Raw genomic sequence first — 20,580 nt, 5'->3', positions numbered from 1 at the left:
AAGGCGCCCCGTTTTGCACCTGCGGTCCCCACGTCCGCTGACCGGGGTGTCAAAAACAAGTGAAGCAGTGCCATCATTCCGGGGCACCAGCTTTCGAGGGGAAACCATCATGACAAGTGAAACACAGGGCAACCGTCCGCTGTCAGAGGAAGAGCTTCAGGCTCTTGTGGCCTCATCCGACTCCGGTGCCCGCAACCCGATGGGCAGCGTTGGGCTGTTCCTGGCGATCGTGGCCTGTATCTGGTCCATCTTTCAGGTGCTTCTGGCATCGCCGGTTGCCAATCTCGTGCTGCCCGGCAGCGTTGTAAACAACTCCCGCCAGATCCATCTGGCGTTTGCGATTTTTCTGGCTTACGCGGCCTATCCTGCGTTGAAAACCAGCCCGACAGATCGGATCCCGGTGCAGGATTGGATCCTTGCCCTGATGGGCACCTTCACCGCACTGTATGGCTATATCTTTTACGAAAAGATCGTGAATGCCGGCGGCAAGGGGGATGATATCGACACCATCTTTGCCGCAATCGGTCTTGTCTTGCTGTTTGAAGGCGCGCGTCGGGCCCTTGGCCCTGCGATGGCAATCGTGGCGTCGGTGTTCCTGCTGTATGTCTTCTTCGGCTCCTCTGAACTGGTGCCTGACGTGATCCGCTGGAAAGGCGCATCGCTTGACCGCGCGATGGAACAGATGTGGATCACCTCTGAAGGGGTGTTCGGCATTGCCCTTGGCGTGTCGACAAAATTCGTCTTTCTCTTCGTGCTGTTTGGTGCGCTGCTGGATAAGGCCGGGGCTGGCAATTATTTCATCAAAATGGCGTTTGGTGCGCTTGGCCACCTGCGGGGCGGCCCGGCCAAGGCGGCTGTTGTCGGCTCTGCCGCAACCGGCCTGATTTCCGGCTCATCCATTGCCAACGTGGTCACAACCGGCACCTTTACCATCCCGCTGATGAAGCGGGTCGGATTCAGCTCTGAACAGGCTGGCTCGGTAGAGGTCGCCTCTTCGGTGAATGGTCAGATCATGCCACCGGTCATGGGGGCTGCGGCCTTTCTAATGGTGGAATATGTCGGCATCTCGTACGTCGAGGTGATCACCCACGCCTTCCTGCCGGCCGCGATTTCCTACATCGCGCTGATCTATATCGTACACCTTGAGGCGGTGAAGCGGAACATGCCGACCCTTGGCAATCGCGAAGTCAACCTGATGCGCACCGCGCTTGGGATGCTGAGCTTTTTCCTGGTGTTTGCCGGCCTGTGTTACGGCACCCAGTTCCCGGTGGACGCGATCGAAGCAACCGCACCGGATGCGGCTGGTCTGATCATCACAGTCCTGGTTGCGCTGGTCTATATCGCGCTGGTTTATATGGCCGCACAGGTCCCCGATCTGGAGCCCGATGACCCGAACGCCAAGGAAGTTGAGCTGCCGGACGTTGGAAAGATCTACAAGGCTGGTCTGCATTACCTGCTGCCGATTGTGGTTCTGGTCTACTTCCTGATGATCGAACAGAAATCGCCGGGTCTGTCGGCCTTCTGGGCGACCGCATTGCTGTTTGTGATCCTGCTGACGCAGAAACCGCTGAAGGCGCTGTTCCGCGGTCAGAGCAACCTGCTGCACAACTTCATTGATGGTGTGAATGACCTGTGGCACGGCATGGTGGATGGCGCCCGCAACATGATCGGCATCGCTCTGGCGACTGCAACCGCCGGTGTTATCGTCGGGACCGTTACGCTGACGGGCGTTGGTCAGGTGATGGCTGATCTGGTCGAGTTCCTGTCCGGCGGCAACCTGATCCTGATGCTGGTGATGGTCGGTCTGTTGTCGCTCATCCTGGGGATGGGCCTGCCGACAACGGCCAACTACATTGTCGTGTCGTCTCTCATGGCGGGTGTCGTCGTGGAACTGGGCGCGCAATCCGGCCTGATCGTGCCGCTGATCGCGGTGCACCTGTTTGTGTTCTACTTTGGCATCATGGCGGATGTGACCCCACCGGTGGGGCTTGCGAGCTTTGCCGCTGCGGCCGTTTCGGGCGGGGATGCAATTCGCACGGGCTTTACCGCGTTCTTCTACAGCCTGCGGACTGTGGCGCTGCCCTTCGTGTTCATCTTCAACACCGATCTTCTGTTGATTGATGTCACTTGGGTTGAGGGGATTTTGGTGGCTGTAACAGCGACCATCGCGATCCTCGTGTTCACTGCGGGCACAATGGGGTATTTCCTGACACGCAGCCGCATCTATGAAAGCGTGGCGCTAGTGGCGATTGCATTTGCGATCTTCCGTCCGGGCTTTTTCATGGACTACATCCAACCTCCATTCACGCAGGTGCAACCTGCAGAGCTGGTCAGCGCGCTGGACGAGGCACCTGAGGGCACAGAGGTGCGTCTGAAAGTGGCGGGCCCCGACTTCGACACTGGCGAGATGACCGAAACCACCCTGGTTCTGACCGTGGGTGCTGGCGGGGGTCAGGCAAGTGTGGATCAGTTCGGTCTGCTGCTTCTTGAAGAGGACGGAACCGTCAAGCTGGAAGAGCCGATGTTTGGCACCCCGGCGCAGCCGATGATGGATGGGTTTGATTTCTATCTGGATGACCCTGTATCCTTGACCTCAGTCAAGGTGCCTGCGGATCAGCTGCCCAAGGAGCTGATCTTCATTCCGGCGCTGCTGCTGCTGGGGCTTATCGCTCTGATGCAAACCGGTCGCGCCCGCAAAGAGGAGGCAATGGCATGAGCAAATCTGTTCTCTGCGCTTTGGAGCTGAATGGCGATGCGACAGACCGCAAGGTGCTGACAGAGGCCGCCCGGATGGCGGAGCTGGATGGCGCGCAGTTGGATGTTGTCAACGTGCTGCCCGATTTCGGCGAGAGCTGGGTCAGCGGCTTTTTCGAAGAACATCACCACGAACGCGCCATCAAGGAGGCAAACGATCGCCTCCAGACGCTGTGCAAGGAGGTGTTGGGCGAAGACCGCAATGCCAAGGTGCGCCACCTCGTCGCTACCGGAAAGGCCTATCAGGAGATCCTGAAGGTTGCCGACAAGGCGGGCAGCGATCTGATCGTCATCGGGGCTCACAAGCCGGAGCTGACGGATTACCTGCTTGGCCCAAATGCGGCGCGGGTGATCCGCCATTCCAGCTGCTCGGTCTACGTCGTGCGCTGAGCAGTGCTCAGGACTAAATCAAAAGGGGCGTCCGTATCGGGCGCCCCAATTGTTTTTCCATTCGTGTTGCCCTCAGGTCTTCGCTTCAGTTGCCGTCGGGCGCATAGCCTGTCATCTCCAGATAGCCGATCCCGGTTTGATTGCCGCTGATCCGGACCGGACCCTCCCAATATGGAAATGAGGTGCCCATCCAGGCGTTGGGGTTGATTGCGTCAACTTCGATATCGAGGTCCCTTTCGGCCAAGGTCAGCCGCCAGCCTGTCGGGATGGTCCTGCCTTCGATACTTGTGTGCCTCAGCGGTTCGGCCTGCAGCGCGCCGGGGGGCAGGGGCACGGCCGATCCATCGGGCTCGATCCAGGTGCCAGAGGTGTAAACCTCCCGACCGCGAAGCTGAAAGCCCATCATCTTTGCACCATTGTCAAACCGCAGGGAAAACCAGTCCCAGCCGCTTTGATCGGGGGCCAGGGGCTGGCTGGACCATTCGCGATCAAGCCAGCCATCGCCCTGAACGGTGACAGGCCCATCCGGCAGATTAAGCGTCCCGCTGACCTGGTAATGCGGTTGCGAATAATAATAGCTGGCCTGCCCGGTCGCGGATTTGACGGAATATCCCTGTTCACCCTGCAAGACCAACGGGCCGTCCGCCTGCAGGTTCAGTTGATAGGAAAAATCAGCGCCACGGGCCGACAGGCGCAAACTGTCCAATGCGTCCCTTTGGTCTGGTTTGCGCGGCTCAGCAACCATGTTCCAATCATCAATATAGGCGGCAAAGGGCTCTGCCGTGACACCGGCCTGTCCAATCCCGCCCCGCGCGATCCGCTCGGCGTGGAAATGCTGATCTGGCGTCGTAAGCCCGGCGTGACCCAGCCAGATCTGAGGATCACCCCAAACGCCCTCAAGGGTGGCCGTTTCATGATTGGTGGTGCGCAGCGCAGAGCGGAACAAGGTCCACTGGATGCCGTAGTCCTGCCCGTCATCGCCCTGCAAATTTGCGGTCAGATACCACCACTCGATCCGGTAGTCCGGATGCGGGCCGTGGTCGGTGGGAAACTGCAGCGCGACGCCACGCTCCGGTATCGCAAACCCCTCTGCATCAGTGCCAAGCCCTGCATAACCCTGTGCTGCGGCTGCGTGCGGTATGGCGAGCGCAAAGGACAGCAGAGAGACCGTCAGAGATTTAGCGTTCATTGGCAAAGACCCTCAGCAAGTCAGCAGGTTTCAATCGGGCGAGCCGCAGGGCCGGCAAGGCGGCAGCCAGCGCCGCCGCCATCAGCGCCATCGCGAAAAGCCGCAGCCACTCCATCGGGAACAGGACCATCGGCAACCGCCATCCAAACGCCTCGACGTTCACAACCGCCAATAGCGCCCATCCAAGCATCAGGCCAAGGGGCAGGGCCAGAACTGCGGTTAATGCGGCCAGACACACACTGCGCAGGACCTCAAGGCGGGCAAGTTTGTGGCGCGTGACGCCCATCGCCCAGATCGGGGCGAGCTGTGGCAGGCGCTGGCTCCATAGGGTCAAAAGGCTCGTCAACATGGCAAACCCCGCAACACCAAAGGTGAGGAGATTGAGCGCGCCGGTCACCACGAAGGTCCTTTCAAAAATCGCCAAGGAACGATCCTTGAGCGCGCGCTGATCGATGAAGGCGGTCGCGGGCAAATCAAATGCCTCTTGCAGGTCGGCACGCAGACCTTGGGCCTTATCTGCATCTACACGCAGACCAAAGCGGCGGTTTTCGATCTGGGGACGTTCTGCCAGCAGACGATCCAGCCCAACGATTGCCTGCGGATGAGGGTTGCCATAGTCCGAATAGACGCCTGCAATCGTCATCTGCCAATCCGCGGCGATCTGCAGGGGATCGCCGGGCGCCAGATCTGCCCGGCGGGCCAACTGCTCGTTGATCAATACGCCGGTTCCTTGCGCTATCTGGTCCCAGGCCTGCCTCTGGGCAGCGATCAGCGGCCAGTTGTCACGGTAGGTCGCATCATCGGCCACGCCATAGACCTCCACCGGGGCGCCATTGAACCGCTCGTCACTGTGACGAATGGGAAGAACACGAACACCGCGTTCTTCCAGCCAGGGAGTGACCTTCCTTGCGTCATCGCTATTGGGGAGGGTCATGTAGAGCTCTGACGCCAGACGCTGATCGAGCCAGCCGACAAAGGTGAGGCGAAAGCTCGAAACCATTGTTCCAACACCAATATTCGTGGCGAGCGCGAGCAGAAGGGCCATCAGAGCAAGGGAAAGCCCCGGCAATTGTGCACGCATGTCGGCCCAAAGCCATTGGCTGAGCGGCCGTCTTGCGAGCCGTCCGCCCAGTGTCGCCAAGAGCGACAACAGCAGCGGCAGCAAAAGTGCCGCGCCTATCATCAGCGCGCCAAGAAACAGAAACCCTGCGAAGAGACCATCGAAGGCAATTGGTATGACAGCGGCCGCAAAAAGAAGAAGGCCACCCGCAGCTGCAGACCAGCGATGGCCGCGCAATGTCTGCTGGCCGCGCGCGGCAGAGGCCGGTGGCGCAAGAATGGGAAGCGTTCGGATGCTCCATGCGCTTTGCACGCCAGCCATCAACATCCCGGCAAGAGCCATGCCAAACCCAGACAGCACCCAACTGGGTCGCAGGCGCAGGCTGCCCGGCAGATCAGCACCGTAAAGGCCAGAGAGCGTGGCCCCAACCCCCGGCATCAGCGCGGCCGCAATGAGATAACCAAGGGCCAAACCAATAAGTGCAGCAAGGGTCGTGATGATCGCGAGTTCAGTAAATATGACTGATATCAGGGTCTTGATAGGAATACCTAAGCTGCGCAGGGTGCGAAACATTCCGCGTCTTTGTTCGATGCCAAGTGCAATCGTGCCCTGAACGATGAACAGTCCGACAGCAAAGGCGAGCAGGCCAAAGGCCGTCAGATTCAGATGAAAGCTGCGCGTCAGTTGCTCGGTGTCGGCTCCGGTGGATCCGCTCTGTCGGATTAGATCTGGCGCGATGTCCCGCAATGGCGGCAGGCCGACTGGTTGCTGCGGCAAGATCACCAACCGGCTAATCCTGCTGCCTGACTGCAAAAGCCGGGCGACCGTCCCGATATCCCCAACTGCGGGACCGGGTGGGACATTGGCGTTCGCAATGACTGGCGGCAGGTCTGTGTCGGGCAGCTTGGTTTCCGGGTGCACAAACAGACGGCCCGGCGGCAACAGGAGATCGGCAGGTTGCAGCGGCTCCGCCTGCTGCGGCGTGTTCACCTCTGTGAGGGTTTCGGCCATCGGATGGGTCAGGATGTCAATGCCAAGCAGTTCGATCCTGCTGCCCGGGTCACCGAATTCTCCGATCAGGAGTGGAGAGACCTGCCAACCTGCACGTCGCAGTGCAACATACTGTGATAATTCAATAAAGCCTGCATCACCGATCAGATAATCCTCTTGGTCTGGGGAAATCTGAGCGGCGGCCTCGGCATAGCTGGCGCGGGCTTCGCTGTTGATTGCCTGCACCGCGGACCACAAGGCGGTGGCGAGGGCCAAGCCGATCACCAGCATACCAAGCTGAAGGGGTTGGCGGCGCCAATGAGACAGCACCGCCATCAGGGTTGCAGCGATCATGGGGCGGGATCCGACAGCTTGCCCTCACGCAGGTGGAGCCGCCGATCCAAGCGACCTGCGATGTCTTGGGAATGGGTCACCAGCAGCAGTGCACTGCCGTTGTCGCGGCTCAAATCCAGCATCAACTCCAGAACCGAAGCTCCTGTTTTCTCGTCCAAATTTCCCGTTGGCTCATCGGCCAAAAGCAGCTTGGGTCGCAGGGCCAATGCGCGGGCGATCGCCACACGTTGCTGTTGGCCGCCCGACAGTTGTTCCGGAAAACGCCCTGTCAGCTCGGCAAGGCCCAGGCGCGAGCTGAGCTCTGCCAGCCAGTCGCGATCCAATCGACCTGCGAGGCGGGCGTGCAGGGCGATGTTCTGGCCCACGGTCAGGGATGGGATGAGGTTGAACTGCTGAAACACCAGCGCAACCTGATCGCGCCTGAGCGCGGCGCGTCCATCTTCGTCCAGGTGCTGAAGCGCGATGCCATCGACTGAAATCTCTCCGCTGTCGGCTTCGTCCAGCGCGCCGGCGAGATGTAGCAATGTGCTCTTTCCCGATCCGCTTTCACCGGTAAGGGCGAGGCTTTGCCCCGAACGAAGGTGGAGCGACACCTGATCCAGGACTTGCACGGGGCCGCTTGGGGAATGGTAAGATTTCGTGACCTTGGCCATCTTTAGCATTTCGCCATAACCCTTTGCCTCGTTTTGTTTTTCTTCCAAACCATCTTGCATCTGGAGCAGCGGATCCAGCGCGACGCCTGATGGCGGGACAGTTGCGCAACCGCCACTCCGCCAATGTAGCCCTTTGATCCCATTTGCCAATGTGACATGACAGGTTAGCAAGGAGCAGCGCGCACTACGATGCGGGCAGACCGGTATTTCGAGAGCAAGACAATGGGGGCCGCACGATGACGCTATTTCAGCAACTGCTGTTGGGCAGCCTGTACCTTGGGATCTGTCTGGCGGTTGAGGCAGGTCTGCTGGTGTTCTGCGTTCATATCCTGCGCCACCGTCTGGATGCGCTCAAGCGGATTTGGCGGTTCTGGCGGATGGCGGCTGTGCTGGCGGTTGCGATCGGTCTGATCGTGTTTGCCCATACCGTGCAGGTCTGGATCTGGGCCTCTGCCGTGATCATGGCGGGCGCGATCGGGGATTGGAACACGGCAGTCTACTTCTCCCTCGCGACCTATACGACCTTGGGCTACGGCGATGTGGTTCTGGGGGAAGGGATGCGGATTTTTGCCGCTTTCGGTGCGGTGACGGGGTTGTTTGCCTTTGGGATCAGCACCGCGTTTCTGGTTGCCGCACTACGCGAGGTCTTCGCATTGGATCGCGAGAACGGGCGCTGACCCTAGAGGACAGGCGCCAGAAGCCGGGCAACCGGTGCGCCAAACCTGATCTGCCAGGTCTGTTCATCCAGCGTCTCCTTGATCAGCGCGGCCTCTGCAAAATCCGTATCCAGCATGGCCGCGACGGCGTCGCAGGTTTCGCCATCAAAGCACAGCGCCATGGTTTCGAAATTCAGCCGGAAAGACCGGTTGTCGAGGTTCATCGTACCCACTGCGGCGATACAGTCATCGACGACAAACACCTTCTGATGAAGAAAGCCACCAGTGTATCTGAAGATCTGCACGCCAGCTGCGCGCAGGTCGTCAAAGTAGGAAAACGCCGCCAGCCACGGGGCGTAATGGTCAATGATGCCGGGGAGGAGGATGCGCACCTCTACACCCCGCATGGCCGCATTCTTGAGCGCGGCGACCACGTCCTGATCGGGCACAAAATAGGGCGAGGCGATCCAGATACGTGTCCGGGCTGCCGAGATGGCAGAAAAATACATCATGGACCCGTTCTGGTTCGGTTCACCCGGCCCGGTGCCGATGACCAGTGCGGGCTTGCCGGGCGAGGAAACTTTGGGACACTCCCAACTTAGCAGGTCAAGGATCGGGTCCTCGGTCAGCCAGAACCAGTCTTCGCAATACCCAAGCTGCAGCTGCTGCACCACGGGCCCCTCCAGCCGGACCTGCGTGTCCCGCCAGCGGCCATAGTGCGGATCGCGGCCCATGTATTCATCACCGATGTTCATGCCACCGGTAAAACCAATCTGCCCGTCGACAATCACGGTTTTTCTGTGGTTGCGGAAATTCAGATGAAAGCGGTGCTTTGGGCCGGGCCGTGTGTCTGGATCGACCAGATTGACGCCGGCTTTCTCCAGATCCCGGCGAAATGTGGTCGACAGGCTGTGGCTGCCTACTGCATCCGTCATGAACCAGACGGCAACGCCGCGGTTGCGGGCATCGATCAAGGCGTCTTTCAGCTGTCGGCCATGGTTGTCATCGCGAACGATATAGAACTGCACCAAGACATAATCGCTCGCTTCGCGAATTGCCGCGAGCATGGCCTCGGTGATTGCGGGCCCATCCACCAACAGATCAAATCGATTGCCGTTGCAGATAGGATAGCCCGCCAGACGTTCAAACGGGGCCTCGTTCAGGGGCAATGCATCGCGGTCCTGGGTGTGGCTGTCTGAATAGACCCGCAGTGCGTTGAGGATCTTGTCGGCCTTTTGCCGGGTGTCGCGATAGCGCGAAAACTTGCGATGCCCGAAAATGAGATAAAGGGGCAGGGCAAGGAGCGGCGCCGACAAGAGAAAGACAACCCAGCCTATCGCACCCTGTGGGGTACGTGCGGTTCTGGCTGCCTGCAGCGAGGCAAGCCCAGCCAAGACCCACATGGAGATCACAGCAGCCGTGCTAAGGATGAGCCAAACCATATGTTCCCGGATCCCCAATCAATGCTGAACTGCCTTGCAGCGCAGCCCAGAGCTTAGTCCGATGCAGGCCGCTTTCCAACAACAGGACGTTCGGGTGAAAACGCAATAGGCAGGCACATTGTTTCGAAAAATGGAACAATAAGGCAGGTTTGCCACAATTGCGCCCATATGCGGACCCACTGAACCGCTAGACCATGGTTAACCGGGATGGTCCGGCAAGAAATTTATGAGGGTCAGATGCGCGTGTTGCAATCGAAATTCCGCAAGCCCGAGCTTTTGAACAAGCTCGCCAAACGCCTCAGCTCCAAAGAGGTGGAGGGCGGCGATAGTGCCGACCTGCGCGTCAGCCTGCGCGCCGATGGTGCGGCTCATGAAACGATTGCCCTACAGGCGATGGCGATCCGCTCGATCACTCCAACTCAGCCGCGCCTCGGCTAAGTTTTTGAAATAGTTAAACCACCCAAGTTCCTCCCGAACTCGTTTCAATACCTACCTCGCACTAAAAAGCCGGATCAAGGCTGGGCTGGGCGCCCGTCTTGATCCGGCTCTTTTTTTGTTCGGTTTTGCCTCGGTTCAGAGCGAGTCGTCGTCTTCGTTCTCGTCCTCAAGCTGGGCGTTGCCGCGGAAACCAGTCGCCACCACAAATTTCTCCGAACTGTCAGAGCGGGAGGAGGGCGGTTTGACGTGGTAAACCTTGGTGAACTTCTGCTTCAGCAGCTTTTGCAGTTCACCCTCTGCGCCGCCGGCCAGAACCTTGGCGACAAAGGTGCCGCCTTCTTCAAGAACGTCAAAGGCGAAATATGCTGCGGTTTCACAGAGCGAGATGATCCGCAGGTGATCGGTCTGCTTGTGGCCGGAACTGGCCGCCGCCATGTCCGACATCACGACATCTGCCTTGCCACCCAGCCATTCCTTGACCTTGTCGTCTGCGCCATCGCTCATGAAATCGAGCTGGTGGAACTCGGCCCCTGCAAGCGGTTCGACCTCTTGCAGGTCAACGCCGATGATACGGCCGACAGACTTGCCTGGCTTCTCGCCAAGGGCGTTGATCCGCTTGACAGCAACCTGCGCCCAGCCACCGGGTGCACACCCCAAGTCGACAACCCGCGCGCCATTGACGAGGAAGCGGAACTTATCGTCGACTTCCATGATCTTATAGGCCGCACGTCCACGATAGCCTTCTGCTTGGGCGCGCTTGACATAGGGGTCATTCAGCTGCCGCTGAAGCCAGCGGGTAGAGCTGAGCTTTCGCCCGCGGGCCGATTTTACCTTGACCTTCAGCTCGCGCTGGCCGCGACCGGAGGTATTCTTGCCGGTCGGTGTCTTGCCGGTGGGTGACTTTGCCATATCCGTCGTTCCTTGCCGTCGCACGAGACCTTGCCCCGGATGGGCAGGCGGCGCGGACGCTCATATCCAAATCTTTGCCGTTCTTTAAAACGGTCCGTCTTCCAAAACGCCGTCGGCGCTCATTTGTGCATAAAGCAGCCCTTCACGCAGGCCGCGATCCGCAACCGACAACCGATCTGTCGGCCAGCATCGCAACAATGCCTGCAGGATGGCCGCGCCCGACATGATCAGCGCCTGGCGGTCTTCGCCGATGCGCGGGTCGCTGCGTCGTCCCTGAGGGCCGAGTTCTAGATAAGAGCGGATCACCTTGTCAATCTGATCGCTGGTCATCCGCAACCCATCCACTTTCGTGCGATCATAGCGCTTCAGGCCAAGATGCGAGGCGGCAACCGTCGTGACCGTCCCGGAGGTGCCAACAATCTGAAACCCTTCACGGGTCTGTTCGTCCTTGTAAGGGGCGAAATCCGCGAGGTTTTCCTCGAAAAACCAGCTCATCAGAGCAAAACGCGCGGCATCGTCTTCGACGTCGTGGAACTGATCCCGCAGCGTCGCAACACCAAGCGGGACCGAGATCCAGTCAACGACCTTTGCCGCGGGAAACGGGCTGTCTGCAGTGTGAAACCCGGCATGCAGCCGCATGATGGCCGAGGGCCGATCCCGGCGTGGCACCGAAGAAATGTCAATCCAGACCAGTTCCGTTGAGCCGCCCCCGATATCCACCACGAGCAGCTGGTCGGTTTTGGTCGACACAAGCGGCGCGCAGGAAATCACGGCCAGGCGGGCTTCTTCCTCTGGCTGGATGATTTCAAGCGTCAGCCCGGTTTCGCGGCGCACCTGACGGATGAAATCGCGCGCATTCTTGGCACGGCGGCAGGCTTCTGTTGCGACCAGCCGCATCCGTTTGACGCGATTTCGTTTCAGTTTCTGCTGACAAATTCTGAGGGCCTGTATCGTGCGCGTCATCGATGCGCGCGACAAACGCCCGGTACGCTCCAGCCCGGCGCCCAGTTGCACCGACCTTGAGAAGCTGTCCACCACATGAAAGCCGCTGCCCTTTGGCTGGGCAATCAGCATCCTGCAGCTATTTGTACCCAGATCCAGCGCCGCATAAAGCGCATCAGGATCCGGTCGGGCAGGTGCCGGGCTCTCGACCGCGCGGGGAAACGCGCCAGCACCTTTTGAACGCCTGGGCGCCATGACTCACGCCCTCCGATTATCGTGTTACCCCAAGCATATGGTCGCGGCGCCATACGCGCAAGATGGGCTGAACACCGGACAGACGATTTGCGGCGACCCATTTCAGCGATGCGAACAATGGAATTCATAAAGCTGTTGAAAATTTTGACGGCTGGCAGCTGTGGTCACACAGTGCATGCGAATGTATCCAAGAGCGACCCGAAAAGGTCGCTCAACATCATTGTGAGGTCGAAATCCGGCGAACATCGTTGTCGGCGGCGCTCTAGAACCACAGATACCCAGACGCAAAGGAAGGCCAAGGCAATGCCCGACGTCACACTCGTTTACTGGCGCGACATCCCCGCACAAGTCATCGTCGGCAAAGGCCGTCGCGGGGCAAAACGCCAACTGGAAGAACGGTTTGAGCAAGCAATCGACCGTGCCGCCATGAAGGTGAACGCAAAGGATGCCGATGCCTATCTCGCGGAATGGCGCAAAGCAGCCCCCTACAGCGTAGAGGGCGAAGCAGCCGAAATCGCCGAGGCAGAAGCCCAGCGTCTGGAGGCGGAATACGATCAGGATCGCCTTAAGGCCCTGATTGCAAACGACGGATGGGCATGAGCCTGACATCTTTTTGGGAGGCCACGATGGCTTTGTTGAACTTCAAAAAACGCGACGCCGGGGCGGCACAGACATCTTCCCCCGAGGTCGAGGCCTTTCTGCAAAACTACTCGATCGAGGTGATGCCGCGCACGGCGGCCAAGGTCGACGATTTCCGTGATCTGCTGCCAGCGGGCACCCGCGTCTACATCGCCCACATCGAAGGCACTCCGATTGAAGAGATGGTCGCGACAGCCAAACGTCTGAACGACGAGGGCTTTCCTGTGATGCCGCACTTCCCTGCGCGGATCATCAAGGATGAGGCAACGCTCGCGGATTGGATCGCACGTTACCAGGGCGAGGCCGACGTCAAGCAGGCGCTGATGCTGGCGGGTGGCGTTGCCAAACCTCATGGTGCCTTCGACAGCTCCATGCAGCTCTTGGAAACCGGTCTGTTCGACAAGGCTGGGTTTACCAACCTGCACGTGGCGGGCCATCCGGAAGGCAACAAGGACATCGACCCCGACGGCAGCTCCAAGAACGTCGACGAAGCACTTCAGTGGAAACAGAAATTCTCTGAGCGCACAGATGCAAGCATGGCGCTGGCAACTCAGTTCGCTTTTGATGCCAAGCCGATCATCGAATGGGCAGACGGTCTGAAAGCCGCTGGCGTCGATCTGCCGATCCATATCGGTATCGCAGGCCCTGCCAAGCTGCAGACGCTGATCAAATTCGCGATTGCCTGTGGTGTCGGCCCGTCTCTGAAGGTGCTGCAGAAACGCGCGATGGATGTCTCCAAACTGCTGCTGCCGTACGAGCCGACAGACGTGATTGCAGAGCTGGCCGCGCACAAAGCCGCGAACCCGGACTTCAACATCACCAACGTCCACTTCTTCCCGCTGGGTGGTATCAAAACCAACGCCAACTGGGCCATCAACAACGGCGGCGACGCAGCCAAGCCGGTCAATTCCTAAGGATCAACTATGACCCGTACCATCATTGAATCAAAAACAAAAACCACGATCATGGGTTTTGATCAGCCGTTCACCGTTATCGGCGAGCGCATCAACCCGACCGGTCGTAAAATCCTGAACGAAGAGCTGGAGCGCGGTGATTTCTCTCGCGTTGAAGCGGACGCACTGGCGCAGGTCGCTGCAGGCGCCACTGTTCTAGACATCAACTCTGGCGCGGTCTTTTCCAACAAGATGGCCGAAGACCCGCGTTATGCCGACAACAACTTTGTTGAACCGGACCTGATGCGTGAGCTGGTCAAGCGTGTGCAGGCTGTCACCGACTGCCCGCTGTGTATCGACAGCTCCGTTCCCGGTGCGCTTGAGGCCGGTCTTGAAGCCGCCGAAGGCCGCCCGCTGCTGAACTCTGTTACCGGCGAAGAAGAGCGTCTTGAGATCGTTCTGCCGCTGGTCAAGAAATACAACGTCCCTGTTGTTGCGATTTCCAACGACGACACCGGCATTTCCGAGGATCCCGAAGTCCGTTTTGCCGTGGCCAAAAAGATTGTTGAGCGCGCAGCTGACTTTGGCATCCCGGCGCATGATATCGTCGTTGACCCGCTGGTCATGCCGATCGGCGCAATGGGCACCGCGGGTCTGCAGGTGTTTGAACTGAACCGCCGTCTGCGCAACGAGCTGGGTGTGAACACCACCTGTGGCGCATCCAACATCTCTTTCGGTCTGCCCAATCGCCACGGCATCAACAATGCCTTCCTGCCGATGGCTATGGCGACCGGCATGACTTCTGCGATCATGAACCCGGTGGCCCTGCCCATCGGTCCGAAGAAGATCGCCGAGAAGAAAGCAGAAGTCGAAGCGGCAGGCATCATCATCCCCGAAGGCATGGATGACGAGGCCTTTGTTCAGCTGTTCGGCATGGGCTCCACCAAGCCGCGTCCCGGCAAGGAGATGGAGGCGATCCGCGCTGCCAACTTCCTCACCAACAACGACGAAGGTGGCGCTGAGTGGATCAAGTTCAACAAGGTCCCTGCTAAAGCCGGTGAAGAGGGTCGTGGTCGCGGTGGCCGTGGCGGACGTCGTCGTCGCGCCTGATCCTCTCAGGACTATGACAATAGAAAAGGCCGGGATGATCCCGGCCTTTTTTATTCGAACCAAGGCCTTATGCCGGTTGACGGGTCGGTCCGACCACAACTTCACGAATGTTCATCCCTTGCGGCTGGCCATACATGAACTCTGCGGTTCGGGCGATGTCGTCAGGTTCCAGCGCGCCACCGATGCTCTCGCGCCAGTCCGCGTAGTCGGATTTGATCTGCTCATCCGTTGTATGGTCGATCAGCTCTGTGCCAACCACACCTGGGCAGATCGTCATGACGCGGACGTTGTCGTCTGCCACTTCTTCCCGGATGTTCTCACTCATGGCGGAGACCGCAAATTTCGTGCCCACATAGGCCGCGTGGTTCGGGAACGACTTGCGTCCTGCAATGGAACTGATGTTGAGAATGGTCCCGCCTTTGCGGGCCTTCATGTCTGACAGCACCGACTGCACCCCATGAAGCAGACCGATAACATTGACATCAAACATCTTTTTCCATTCCGTCGGATCTTGGGTGTCGATCTGACCCAGCAACATGACACCGGCGTTGTTCACCATGAGATCGACGGGGCCATAGATCTCTTCTGCCTCTCGAATGGCGGATTGCAAGGCGTCGGGATTGGTCACATCAACCGCGCGGCACAGCGTGTTGGGGAGGTCAAGGGCCTCCAGCTTTTCGACCCGGCGCGCCAGCAGCAGCAAGGGGTGGCCCGCGTCAGAAAACCGTTTGGCCATCGCGGCCCCGATGCCAGAGCTTGCGCCTGTGATTGCGATCAGCGGTTTGGTTGTCATGTCTAACTCCTGTCGATTGAGCCCAAGGGGCCATTGTTTGCGTCTGGACAAGACATAGGGCTGGCGATTAGCTGGTTCGATACCGTTAATCTGAAATCAGTGTCAGGTAAAAATGAACAATGTATCTTGGCGGGGCATCCGTGCCTTTCTGCTTGTCGCGGAACATGGCAGTTTTACGGCTGCTGCACGGGCCTCGAATATGTCTAAGGCCAACATCAGCCAGTTGGTGAGCGAACTGGAAGAAGCGCTCAGCGTGCAGCTTTTGGTCCGCACCACCCGCAGCTTGCGTCTGACCGAGGTGGGTGAAGGCTATGCAGACCAATGTCGCAAAGCGATGAACCAGCTTGACGCTGCTGCGGACTGGGCAAGTCAATCCACCCGCACATTGAAGGGCGCGATCCGGATGAACTCTGTTGGTGGGCTGATCGGAGAGGACCTCGTGGCGCCGCTGATCATGTCGTTTCAACAGGCGCATCCGGATGTGACCGTCCGCCTTGATTTTTCCAGTGCGCGGGTGGATCTGGTTGATGGGCCCTATGATATCGTCCTGCGGATGGGCGAATTGCCGGATTCCTCACTCATTGCGCGGGGGCTGCGAACCATTCGGACCCGATATGTCGCCAGCCCGGCCTTTGTCGCCGCCCGCGGGCCCATCAACACCCCCTCTGATCTTGTTGATCTGCCGCTCATCTACGGCAGCGTCGATCATTGGCAGATGTCACGAAACGGAGAGGAGCAGACCATCCAGGCCCGCCGCGGCCTGCGCATTGCAAGCGGCAGAGTCATGCGCCGCGCCGCCATTGAAGGCCACGGCGTCGCCAGGATCGGGGATGTCTACTGTGATGCGGATATCAAGGCCGGCCGATTGGTAGAGGTCCTGCCAGATTGGGCAGAGGAAACGCCACTGTCCCTTGTCTGCCCACCGATGCGCCATCAACTGGCCCGTGTCAGGTCGCTGATGGACTGGCTCTGCAGCCACTTTCCAGCCCACTACCGCGCCGCTCTGAATGGCGAGCTAACCGAGTGGAGAGAAGCACAGGCATACCCGCACGCAGGCTCTCACAGGGGGGAGGCAGATGGTGGAACGCTGTGATGAAAAGTGGCGCACCTGAGAGGATTCGAACCTCTGGCCTCTGCCTTCGGAGGGCAGCGCTCTATCCAGCTGAGCTACAGGTGCCTATGCCGGTCGTATAGCCATGCCTGCCGGTCACTGCAATCACAAAAAACACCGGAACCATAATTCATTTCAGGCGTTTGTCTTGCGAGTGACAAATCGTGAATGCACCGCAAACGGAACTGGGAATGTTGCAAGAGGCCATCAACGCACAAGAAAAAACCCGCAGCGGCGATGCATGCGGGTTCTTCGTGGATGGGGAAATCGGCGGTGTTTCAGCCGTTCCAGCTGCGGACCACGCCACAGTCCATGTGGACGAAATTGGACCTGCGGTATTTGCCGACACCACCAGCGCGGCACGCGATTGCAGCGTTCGCCATCTGGGTGACAGAGCGCGAAGACAGCCGCAGATCGGCCGCCTGACCGCGCATGTGCAGGGAGTTCTTTGCAACCCCGCGCGAGCGGCTGCGCAGCATCGCGTTGGTTTTCGGGCTGCGATAGCCCGACAGCATCATGTAGGGCTCGTTCACATCCAGGAGGTTATGCGAAGCGGCCATGATGTCGATGGTGCGCAGGTCGATTTCCTTAACGTCGTCGCTGCGCCAGTCACGCATGAAGTAGTTGATCTCCTTCACGGCGTCTTTGATGTATTTGCCGTCAATCCAGTAGACCATATCGATCCGCTCGCCGGTGCGACCGGAGAACATGCGGATGCGGCGGATGTCGCCTGCGCCCCGCAAGAAGCCTGCTGCATTGGAAAAGGTGGGGGCCGCCGTCAAAGTGGTCGCCGCGAACGCACCCAAAAGGGCCCGACGGGAAAGTCCCGATTTGTCCGTCTTTGCTAGTGTCACTGCGCTGTCCCGTACGCCTGAAGTCTCTGCCTGTTGTCCGATGTTACGGACTTTCATGTGATCCTCTGTTCACGCAACGAATGTATGGCACATACAGAATCGTGAGCCAAGTTTTGAATGTTGCAGTGCGACATGAACCGTGAATTTAGGCAATTTTTTGCTGAAAAGGGAAATAAAGCGTTAATTTCCCCGTTCCTTAACCAGTTTTCCAAGGCCAGAGAGGTGCGGCTGCGACCCATATGTCGCAGGGCTCTGTTGCCTTTATGCGCTGATTGAAAAGTGAGTGGACAACCAGGGCTAGCGTTTACCAGGATTTCATATAGGCAGGCGCAACCTGTTATAATCCAAATACGATTTGAGGACCGAAACTGATGTCGCCCGTGATGATGACCCGAGCCATTCCAGCGCTGAAAGCAGGCGTTTTCGCCTTGGCCCTTGGGGGCATGACAGGACTGGCTGCACCAGCGCAGGCGCAGGTCGGTGCGTTCAAACAGGCGGTGGCGGAGGCTGCCTCTGCAAGCGAGCCTGTGGCGCAGTTCTATCGTGATACGAAATTCGAACCCATCTGGACGGGCAGTGACGAATCTTCGCGGCTGCGCCGTGCGGCGCTGTTTCGTGCGTTGGAAGAGGCAGGCACACATGGCTTGCCGGACCGTTCGGCCGAAATTGCCGACCTGATGAATATCCTGCGCAATGTGCAGACAACCCGCGACCTGGGTCGTGCCGAAGTCGCCATGAGCCGCGCTCTTGTTAACTATGCGGCTGATCTGCAGACCGGCCTTTTGGAGCCGCGCCGGATTGACGAGGGCATCGTCCGCAAGAAGCATCAGCCCGATTTCGCCTCTTACCTGACCGGCATTCGCGACCAGGCGCCTGTGGCGTTCCTGCGGAGTCTTGCGCCGCAGAACCCGCAATACCAGGCCTTGCTGCGCGAAAAGATGCGGCTGGAGGCCCTGCAGGCGGCAGGCGGCTGGGGGCCCACCGTTTCTGCCAAGAAACTGGAGCGGGGCGATCAGGGGGGCGCAGTGATTGCCTTGCGCAACCGGCTGATCGAAATGGGCTACCTGGAGCGCAGCGCATCTCTTCGTTATGACACAGCGCTTGAAGGGGCGGTGCAGAAATTTCAGGCGGCCCACGGGCTTGAGGCGGACGGCGTTGCCGGGGCAGGCACCATTTCGGAAATCAACAAACCTGTGTCTGCGCGGCTCAAATCGGTTCTCGTCGCGATGGAGCGGGAACGCTGGCTGACGCCCGATCGGGGTGAGCGCCATATCCTGGTGAACCAGACCGACTTTACCGCCAAGATCATCGACAATGGCGAGGTCACATTTCAGACCCGCTCTGTGATCGGCAAGGACCATTCAGATCGCCGCTCCCCCGAATTCTCGGACGTCATGGAGCATATGGTCATCAACCCAAGCTGGTATGTCCCGCGCTCTATCATCACCAAGGAATATCTGCCCAAGCTGAAGGCAAACCCCAATGCCGTTGGCCACATTGAGATCACCGACAGCCGTGGCCGCAAGGTGAACCGCAGCACTGCAGATTTTTCGCAGTATACCGCTCGGAATTTCCCCTATGCGATGCGCCAGCCCCCCAGCCGCAAAAACGCGCTTGGGCTGGTGAAGTTCATGTTCCCGAACAAGTATAACATCTACCTGCATGACACACCGCAAAAGAGCCTGTTTCAGCGTGAGGTCCGGGCGTTCTCGCACGGCTGCATCCGCTTGGCCCAACCCTTTGAATTTGCGTATGCTTTGCTCGCCAAGCAGACAGAGAACCCCAAGCAGTTCTTTGACCGTATCCTGAGCAGTGGCAAGGAAACCAAGGTGGATCTGGAACAACAGGTGCCCGTGCATCTGATCTATCGCACCGCCTTTGTCACGCCTGAGGGTCGGGCAGAGTATCGCCGCGATGTCTATGGTCGTGACGCAAAGGTATGGGCCGCGCTTGAACGGGCAGGGGTGGTGTTGCCGGGCGTACAAGGGTAATCCTCGGGCCCAAAGGCAGTTAACCGGAAGGGCCCGACATGTTTACAGTGCGCGAGATTGCCGCCTCTCTTGGAGCAGAGGCTGAAGGGGATCTGGATCTCACCATTTCGCGGGCGGCAGAGCCGCAGGACGCCGGGCCGGATGATCTCGCCATGGCGATGGCCCCGAAATATGCCGAAAACCTCTCTGATGGCTCTGCGCGTGTTGCGCTTGTGTGGGAGGGGGCAGATTGGCAATCAATGGGGCTGAAGGCCGCCATTTTTGCACCCCGTCCGCGTCTGGCTATGGGCGGAGTGACCCGGCTTCTGGATCCGGGCCAGGGGTTTGATGATTTTGGCATTGGGGTCCATCCCAGTGCTGTCGTCCACCCAGAGGCCGAGCTGGCAGCGGATGTAATCGTTGGCCCCATGAGCGTTGTTGCGCGTGGCGCAAAGATCGCCAGCGGATCGGTGATCGGGCCGCAGTGCTATATCGGCGCTGATGTGGTGATCGGCGAAGGGGCTCAGCTGCGCGAAGGCGTCACGATCGGCGCCCGTGCCACCATTGGTGCACGGTTTCGCGCCCAACCGGGCGCGCGTGTTGGCGGGGACGGTTTTTCCTATGTCACGCCCGAGGTGTCCGGTGTCGAGACCGCCCGCAAGACCATGGGGGATCAGGGCGAAAGCAAAGCGCAGAGCTGGCTGCGGATCCACTCGCTCGGCGCGGTCGAGATCGGGGACGACGTTGAACTGGGCATGAACTCCACCGTCGATAATGGCACCATCCGCAACACCGTGATCGGTGATGGCAGCAAGCTCGACAACCTTGTTCACGTCGGCCACAACACCCGTGTCGGTCGGGACTGTCTGCTGTGTGGGCAGACCGGAATTTCCGGCTCGGTCGAGATCGGCAACAATGTCGTTCTTGGCGGGCAGACCGGTGTTGCAGACAATCTGTTCATTGGCGACGGCGTGATTGCAGGCGGCGGGACCAAGATCCTGTCGAATGTTCCCGCGGGCCGCGTGGTCATGGGCTATCCAGCTGTCAAAATGGAGACACATACCGAAATGTATAAGGCGCAGAGGCGTCTTGGCCGACTGATGCGCGACATTGATGCGCTGAAGAAGGCAGTTTTCAAATAACGGCGCTGTCACTACATGAGCAACTGAACCACAACT

General features: G+C 59.2%; 18 protein-coding genes and 1 tRNA gene. 10 read left to right on the top strand and 9 right to left on the bottom strand.

Annotation, left to right across the window (positions count from 1 at the left end):
- The first annotated feature begins 109 nt into the window (after positions 1-109).
- Together NIT7645_RS06750 and NIT7645_RS06745 are read left to right on the top strand one after the other, a co-directional pair.
- Positions 110-2,716 (top strand): TRAP transporter permease, encoded by a 2,607-nt coding sequence (locus NIT7645_RS06750; protein WP_008563083.1) that lies wholly within the window; start codon positions 110-112, stop codon positions 2,714-2,716.
- Positions 2,713-3,144 (top strand): universal stress protein, encoded by a 432-nt coding sequence (locus NIT7645_RS06745; protein WP_008561584.1) that lies wholly within the window; start codon positions 2,713-2,715, stop codon positions 3,142-3,144. The genes NIT7645_RS06750 and NIT7645_RS06745 overlap by 4 nt, the downstream gene beginning before the upstream one ends.
- An 85-nt stretch (positions 3,145-3,229) precedes the next feature.
- On the opposite strand, the gene NIT7645_RS06740 is transcribed toward NIT7645_RS06745, so the two are convergent.
- Genes NIT7645_RS06740 through NIT7645_RS06730 form a run of 3 tightly spaced genes read right to left on the bottom strand, consistent with a single transcriptional unit; the run spans position 3,230 to position 7,399 of the window.
- Positions 3,230-4,333: a lipocalin-like domain-containing protein gene (locus tag NIT7645_RS06740; protein WP_008560070.1), complete on the bottom strand. Its 1,104-nt coding sequence runs from the start codon at positions 4,331-4,333 to the stop codon at positions 3,230-3,232.
- Positions 4,323-6,737, bottom strand: coding sequence for an ABC transporter permease (locus NIT7645_RS06735; protein WP_008561306.1), 2,415 nt, complete (start codon positions 6,735-6,737; stop codon positions 4,323-4,325). Before NIT7645_RS06735 ends, NIT7645_RS06740 begins: the two co-directional genes overlap by 11 nt.
- Entirely contained in the window at positions 6,734-7,399 is a 666-nt protein-coding gene (locus NIT7645_RS06730; protein WP_037302822.1) for an ABC transporter ATP-binding protein, read from the bottom strand. The genes NIT7645_RS06735 and NIT7645_RS06730 overlap by 4 nt, the downstream gene beginning before the upstream one ends.
- A 227-nt stretch (positions 7,400-7,626) precedes the next feature.
- Between NIT7645_RS06730 and NIT7645_RS06725 the strand changes: the two genes are divergently transcribed.
- Positions 7,627-8,067 (top strand): potassium channel family protein, encoded by a 441-nt coding sequence (locus NIT7645_RS06725; RefSeq protein WP_008559612.1) that lies wholly within the window; start codon positions 7,627-7,629, stop codon positions 8,065-8,067.
- A gap of 2 nt (positions 8,068-8,069) precedes the next feature.
- On the opposite strand, the gene cls is transcribed toward NIT7645_RS06725, so the two are convergent.
- The gene (gene cls, locus NIT7645_RS06720) at positions 8,070-9,488 is read right to left on the bottom strand and encodes a cardiolipin synthase (RefSeq protein ID WP_008559690.1); all 1,419 of its coding nucleotides are present in this window, start codon (positions 9,486-9,488) and stop codon (positions 8,070-8,072) included.
- 237 nt (positions 9,489-9,725) lie between these two features.
- On the opposite strand from cls, the gene NIT7645_RS06715 reads away from it, so the two are divergent.
- The gene (locus tag NIT7645_RS06715) at positions 9,726-9,926 is read left to right on the top strand and encodes a hypothetical protein (protein ID WP_008561976.1); all 201 of its coding nucleotides are present in this window, start codon (positions 9,726-9,728) and stop codon (positions 9,924-9,926) included.
- A 135-nt stretch (positions 9,927-10,061) separates the two neighbouring features.
- On the opposite strand, the gene NIT7645_RS06710 is transcribed toward NIT7645_RS06715, so the two are convergent.
- Together NIT7645_RS06710 and NIT7645_RS06705 are read right to left on the bottom strand one after the other, a co-directional pair.
- Positions 10,062-10,835 carry an RlmE family RNA methyltransferase gene (locus NIT7645_RS06710; RefSeq protein WP_008560729.1) on the bottom strand — a complete coding sequence of 258 codons (774 nt, stop codon included), beginning with the start codon at positions 10,833-10,835 and terminating at the stop codon, positions 10,062-10,064.
- A gap of 84 nt (positions 10,836-10,919) precedes the next feature.
- Positions 10,920-12,032, bottom strand: a complete 1,113-nt coding sequence (locus tag NIT7645_RS06705) for a Ppx/GppA phosphatase family protein (protein ID WP_050686380.1) — start codon at positions 12,030-12,032, stop codon at positions 10,920-10,922.
- Between the two features lie 303 nt (positions 12,033-12,335).
- Between NIT7645_RS06705 and NIT7645_RS06700 the strand changes: the two genes are divergently transcribed.
- Genes NIT7645_RS06700 through NIT7645_RS06690 form a run of 3 tightly spaced genes read left to right on the top strand, consistent with a single transcriptional unit; the run spans position 12,336 to position 14,674 of the window.
- On the top strand, positions 12,336-12,632 hold the full coding sequence (locus NIT7645_RS06700; RefSeq protein ID WP_008561827.1) for a virulence factor: 297 nt from the start codon (positions 12,336-12,338) through the stop codon (positions 12,630-12,632).
- A gap of 26 nt (positions 12,633-12,658) precedes the next feature.
- Positions 12,659-13,585 (top strand): methylenetetrahydrofolate reductase, encoded by a 927-nt coding sequence (locus NIT7645_RS06695; RefSeq protein ID WP_037302823.1) that lies wholly within the window; start codon positions 12,659-12,661, stop codon positions 13,583-13,585.
- A gap of 9 nt (positions 13,586-13,594) precedes the next feature.
- Entirely contained in the window at positions 13,595-14,674 is a 1,080-nt protein-coding gene (locus NIT7645_RS06690) for a methyltetrahydrofolate cobalamin methyltransferase (protein ID WP_008561041.1), read from the top strand.
- A gap of 67 nt (positions 14,675-14,741) precedes the next feature.
- Here the strand turns inward: NIT7645_RS06690 and NIT7645_RS06685 are convergent, their stop codons facing one another.
- Positions 14,742-15,467, bottom strand: a complete 726-nt coding sequence (locus tag NIT7645_RS06685) for an SDR family oxidoreductase (RefSeq protein ID WP_008561207.1) — start codon at positions 15,465-15,467, stop codon at positions 14,742-14,744.
- Between the two features lie 112 nt (positions 15,468-15,579).
- On the opposite strand from NIT7645_RS06685, the gene NIT7645_RS06680 reads away from it, so the two are divergent.
- Positions 15,580-16,560, top strand: coding sequence for a LysR family transcriptional regulator (locus tag NIT7645_RS06680; protein WP_008562796.1), 981 nt, complete (start codon positions 15,580-15,582; stop codon positions 16,558-16,560).
- A gap of 7 nt (positions 16,561-16,567) precedes the next feature.
- On the opposite strand, the gene NIT7645_RS06675 is transcribed toward NIT7645_RS06680, so the two are convergent.
- Together NIT7645_RS06675 and mepK are read right to left on the bottom strand one after the other, a co-directional pair.
- A tRNA-Arg gene (locus NIT7645_RS06675) sits at positions 16,568-16,644 on the bottom strand.
- Between the two features lie 212 nt (positions 16,645-16,856).
- Entirely contained in the window at positions 16,857-17,489 is a 633-nt protein-coding gene (gene mepK, locus NIT7645_RS06670) for a peptidoglycan L,D-endopeptidase MepK (RefSeq protein WP_008562079.1), read from the bottom strand.
- Between the two features lie 314 nt (positions 17,490-17,803).
- Between mepK and NIT7645_RS06665 the strand changes: the two genes are divergently transcribed.
- A complete protein-coding gene (locus tag NIT7645_RS06665; protein ID WP_173644441.1) occupies positions 17,804-19,423 on the top strand; it encodes a L,D-transpeptidase family protein in 1,620 nt (539 codons plus the stop codon).
- A gap of 38 nt (positions 19,424-19,461) precedes the next feature.
- Positions 19,462-20,544, top strand: coding sequence for a UDP-3-O-(3-hydroxymyristoyl)glucosamine N-acyltransferase (gene lpxD, locus NIT7645_RS06660; RefSeq protein WP_050686378.1), 1,083 nt, complete (start codon positions 19,462-19,464; stop codon positions 20,542-20,544).
- Positions 20,545-20,580: the final 36 nt, after the last annotated feature.

Origin of the sequence: Phaeobacter italicus (genome assembly GCF_001258055.1) — a bacterium.
Classification (GTDB): domain Bacteria; phylum Pseudomonadota; class Alphaproteobacteria; order Rhodobacterales; family Rhodobacteraceae; genus Phaeobacter; species Phaeobacter italicus.
This window is presented reverse-complemented; position numbering and strand designations above follow the sequence as displayed.